The organism is Bradyrhizobium sp., from assembly GCF_049581145.1.
Lineage (GTDB): Bacteria > Pseudomonadota > Alphaproteobacteria > Rhizobiales > Xanthobacteraceae > Bradyrhizobium.
In genome coordinates, this window is sequence record NZ_JBAURI010000036.1 from 1 (window position 1) to 4,458 (window position 4,458).

General features: G+C 66.7%; 4 protein-coding genes and 1 pseudogene. 1 reads left to right on the top strand and 4 read right to left on the bottom strand.

Annotated features, from left to right (window positions below; translation table 11 throughout):
* Positions 1-255: ATP-binding cassette domain-containing protein (locus tag WCB02_RS01150; protein ID WP_423955428.1), on the bottom strand; the 255-nt coding region annotated here is incomplete at its 3' end.
* Positions 256-701: 446 nt separating this feature from the next.
* Between WCB02_RS01150 and WCB02_RS01155 the strand changes: the two genes are divergently transcribed.
* Positions 702-2,144: an amidohydrolase family protein gene (locus tag WCB02_RS01155; protein ID WP_423955431.1), complete on the top strand. Its 1,443-nt coding sequence runs from the start codon at positions 702-704 to the stop codon at positions 2,142-2,144.
* A 43-nt stretch (positions 2,145-2,187) separates the two neighbouring features.
* Here the strand turns inward: WCB02_RS01155 and WCB02_RS01160 are convergent, their stop codons facing one another.
* From WCB02_RS01160 to WCB02_RS01170, 3 genes and pseudogenes are all read right to left on the bottom strand, one after another.
* Positions 2,188-3,105 (bottom strand): ABC transporter permease, encoded by a 918-nt coding sequence (locus WCB02_RS01160; RefSeq protein WP_423955433.1) that lies wholly within the window; start codon positions 3,103-3,105, stop codon positions 2,188-2,190.
* Positions 3,102-4,193, bottom strand: coding sequence for an ABC transporter permease (locus tag WCB02_RS01165; RefSeq protein WP_423955435.1), 1,092 nt, complete (start codon positions 4,191-4,193; stop codon positions 3,102-3,104). Before WCB02_RS01165 ends, WCB02_RS01160 begins: the two co-directional genes overlap by 4 nt.
* A pseudogene (locus tag WCB02_RS01170) lies at positions 4,190-4,458 on the bottom strand (ABC transporter ATP-binding protein); the annotation flags it as partial. The pseudogene WCB02_RS01170 and the gene WCB02_RS01165, both read right to left, overlap by 4 nt.

Consider the following 4,458-nt stretch of genomic DNA (forward strand, 5'->3'; position numbering starts at 1 on the left):
CGCGTAGGACTGGAACACCATGGCGACGCCACGCGCCGAGCCGGTCAGGCCGCGGACGTCCCGGCCTTCGATCTCGATGCGGCCGGCCGCCGCCTCGTCCAGGCCTGCGATCAGGCGCAGCATGGTCGACTTGCCGCAGCCCGACGGCCCGAGCAGCACGGCGAGCTCGCCCCTGCCGACGGCGAACGACACGTCATCGACGGCGCGCGTCTCGCCCCACGCCTTGGTCACCGAACGGACGTCGACGCTGATCATGGTCTCGATCCAACGATCCGAATGCTGAGGACTGTCCCTCGATAGGAGTGCTTCATAGAGCTTTTGTGACGCGCGGTCTGCCCTCAATTTGCGGGCGGTTTTCGGAGGGTCGGCAGAGCGGCTTGTCCGCCGGAACTCGGAGAGCGAAGACGGACGCGTGCCTCCCATTCACGATGCGACCTGATGACAGGCGTGGGCACGGCGCCTTTGCCCACCCTTGCAGCCGTCCTTGCGAGGAGCGAAGCGATGAAGCAATCCATTCTCTTTCGCGGCAAGGTGGATTGCTTTCGCTTCGCTCGCAATGACGCCTCGATGGTTGCTACGGATTCGTCATCGTGGCGGGGCTGTGCAAAATATGGGCATGCAATTTGCGGCCCGGCTTGTAGCATTCGTCGTCACCGCGCGTGAGCCGCGGTCGCTCACCGATCCGGAAGCACCCTGATCTCATGGCAACGGAAATAGCGGCAACGAACCTGTTCGGCGGTGCCGCCCGCGGCCTGATCGACAAGGTCGTGCTGCGGCACGACAACGGTCTCATCACCTCGATTGCAGAAGATGCCGCAGCGACGCCGGCGCCGCGCGCGCTGGTGCTGCCGGCCTTCATCAATGCCCACGATCATGCGCGGCCGACCGCGTCGTCCTTTGGCGCCGTCGGCATGCCGCTCGAAAGCTGGCTGCTGCGCACCGCGTTCGGCACGCCGGTCGATCCCTATCTCGCGGCGGCGTCCGCGCTGGCGCGGTCGGCGCGGGCCGGCTGTGCTGCCATGATGGTGCATTATACCCGCCCGAGCGGAGCGATGCCGATCCTCGACGAGGCCAAGGCGATCGCGCGCGCGGCCGACGATGTCGGCATCCGCATCGCCTTCGCACTCGCCGTGCGTGACCAAAACCCGATCGTCTATGGCGACAGCGCGCCGGTGCTGTCAGGGCTTTCCGCCGGCGACCGCAAGGCGGTCGAGGATCTCTTCGTTCGCGCGCCTGCGCCACCGAAGGCCTATATCGAGCTGACGGAGGCGATCGCCTCAGCCATCGCGGGTCCAAGGATCGACGTGCAGCTCGGGCCGGCCGGCGTGCAGTGGTGCTCCAAGCCATTGCTTGAAGCCGTCGCGGAGCACTCCGCTCTGACCGGCCGGCGCATCCACATGCATCTGTTGGAAACGATCTATCAGCGGGCCTGGGCCGACAAGCATTTTCCGCAAGGCGTCGTGCGCTATCTCCAAGACATCGGCTTTTTGTCGGAACGGCTGACACTGGCGCATTGCGTCCACGCCAGACCCGACGAACTCGAAATGATCGCTGTGTCCGGCGCGCGCATCGTCACCAATTTCAGCTCCAACATGCATCTGGGCTCCGGGCTGGCGCCGATCGCCGCCGCGCATCGCTGCGGCTGCGCCATCGCGGTCGGGGTCGATTGCATGGCGCTCGACGAGGACGACGACGTGCTGCGCGAGATGCGGCTGGTCGAACGGATGCATGGCGGGTGCGGCTTCGAACGGAACTGGACGCCGGCGGAATTCCTCGACCTCGCTATCCGCAACGGTCGCCGCGCCACCGGCGCGCCGGGCAACGGACAACTCGAACCGGGCCGGCCGGCCGACTTCGTCACCATCGATCTCGACCGGCTGGACCGCGACCGCATCATGCCGGTCGATCCGCTGGCGCTGCTGTTCGCGCGCGGCAACGCCTCTGTCGTCAAGGACGTCGTCGTCGACGGCCGCAGCATCGTCAGCAACGGAAGCTGCACCGGCGTCGACCTGCCCGCGATCGAGACCGAATTGCGCACGATGTATCGCGGCAATGTCGCACACTACGCCAGCTTCGAGCGCACCTGGCAGCCGCTCTCCAGACGCCTGCAGGCATGGTTCGAGCAGGAGCTGCATTGTCAGTGAGGAAAATGCGGCCGGACCAAAGTCGACCGCCGGTTGACGCGATTCAGCGCCGGTAGGGTTCACCGAGTGTCGCCGGCGCCATCTGGCGGCCGACGAGTCCGCCGACGGCGAGCAGCGCCAGCAAATAGGGCAGCATGATCAAGAGCGCGTTTGGCACCTCGATGCCGAGCGCGGGCAACTGGAATTGCAGCGCGGTGGCGGCACCGAACAACAGGCACGCCAATGTGGTGCCGCCGATTCGCCATTTGCCGAAGATCACGGAAGCGATTGCCAAGTAGCCCGCGCCGCGGGTCATGCCTTCGGTAAAGGTGTGAATGTCGCCGATCGACAGGAACGCGCCCGACAGCGAGGCCATGAAGCCCGCGAACAGCACGCAGGCATAGCGGATGCGCGTCACCGAGAGCCCGGATTTGTCGACCGCCCTCGGCTCGGCGCCGGCGGCATGGATGGCAAGCCCGATCGAAGTGTAGCGCAACACCAGCGCGGTCGCCGCGATCAGCGCGACACCGGCATAGAACAGCCAGACCTGCTCGAACACCGCGCTGCCGATCACGGGGATGTCGCCGAGCAGCGGCGGCCTGATCTTGGCAAGGCCGGGGATTTCGGCGCGGGATCGCGCGCCGAAAATCTCGCGATAGGCGAGCGTGGTCGCGCCCAAGACCAGGATGTTGATGCCGATGCCGGAGACGATCTGGTTGGCGCGCAAGGTGTTGCTGAGCACGGCCTGCAGCAGCGCCACCGGCTGCACGGCGACGATGCCGATCAGGAGGCCGATCAGGGGATTTCCGGTCGCCCACGAGCCGACCGCCGCCGCGAACGCCGCGGTCAGCATCATGCCTTCGATGCTCATGTTGAGCACGCCGGCCCGTTCACTCACCATCTCGCCGATACCGGCGAGCAGCAGCGGCGTCGCGAGCCGGATCGACGAGCCCAGAAATACCGCGAACAGCTCTAAGCTCATCGCCGTTCCCATCGCTCGATGAACAATGCCGCGCCCGACAGCGTGATCACGATCAGTCCCTGGATGACGACGACCAATGCGGTCGGCACCGCCGCCACCATCTCCATGTTGATGCCGCCGGAGCGCATGAAGCCGAACAATAACGAGGCCGCGATCACGCCTGTGATCGAGCCGCGCGACAGCAGGCCGGCGACCAGTCCGTCAAAGCCGTAGCCCGAGGAAAAACCGTCTTTCAGCGTGTATTGCTCGCCCAGCAGCATCATGGCGCCAGCCAGTCCGCCGAGCGCGCCGGCGGTCGATAGCGCAAAGATCACGGTACTGGCGTAGGAAATGCCGGCGCGGTTCGCCGCCACCGGGTTGAGCCCGACGGCGCGCAGCCGGACCCCGAGGATCGTCTTCGACAGCAGCACGCCGACGACGACGGCCAATAGCAGGGTCAGCGGCAGGCCGAGATGCACCGGGAACGAGTAGTCACCGGTGAGCAGCGGCAGCTTGGTCTCGTCAGGAATCTCCAGCGATTCCGGCAAGGTCGCCGAACTCGTCATCGGCTTGCGCAGCAGCGCCGTCGACTGCACGCACCAATACAGAAGCCCGACGCCGATGAAGGACAACAGCAGCGTGCTGATCACCTCGTTGGTGCCGGACTTGACCTTGAGCACGGCGGCGACGGCGCCCCACAGCCCGCCGGCAATGACCGCGGCAAGTGTCGGCAGGATGAAGGCCAGTCCCAGCGGCAGGCCGCTGACATGACCATAGAGCGCGACCGCCGTGGCCGCGATGCCGCCGACCGCGATCTGGCCCTCGCCGCCGACATTGGTCAGGTTGGCGCGATTGGCCAGCACGAAACCGAAACCGACCAGCGCGAACACGGCGCTGCGGTTGAGCGAAGCCGCGAGCGCATAGGGCGAGCCGATGGTGCCATCGACGAAGGCTGCGACTGCGTTCGGCACCGAGACGCCGATCATCGCGATCAGGGCAACGCCGATCAGCGCGGCAAAGCTCACCGCGAGCAGCGGAACCAGGAGCGCGGGCCGCAGCACAAGGCGCGGGCCGGCCGCCGGCTCGCGCTCCTGCTTCAAGACCGTCATTGCGGCTGCCCCGCCATCATCGCGCCGATCGCTTCGCGCCGCGCCGGGTCGGCCGGGCAGGATCCCATGATCCTGCCGCGATAGAGCACGACGATGCGATCGGCGACGGTGAGCAGTTCATCGAGTTCCGACGACACCAGAAGGATCGCGACGCCGCGGCTGCAGGCGGCGCGGATGTGGCTGTATACGGCGGCGACCGCGCCGACATCGAGACCGCGGGTCGGCTGCGCCGCCACCAGGCAGGCGAGATTGGGCAGGGTGATTT

What these genes read in the sequence shown, in the direction of transcription:
- WCB02_RS01155 (WP_423955431.1), top strand. Translation starts at nt 702, where the DNA reads ATGGCAACGGAAATAGCGGCAACGAACCTGTTCGGCGGTGCCGCCCGC.
- WCB02_RS01160 (WP_423955433.1), bottom strand. Translation starts at nt 3,105, where the DNA reads ATGAGCTTAGAGCTGTTCGCGGTATTTCTGGGCTCGTCGATCCGGCTC.
- WCB02_RS01165 (WP_423955435.1), bottom strand. Translation starts at nt 4,193, where the DNA reads ATGACGGTCTTGAAGCAGGAGCGCGAGCCGGCGGCCGGCCCGCGCCTT.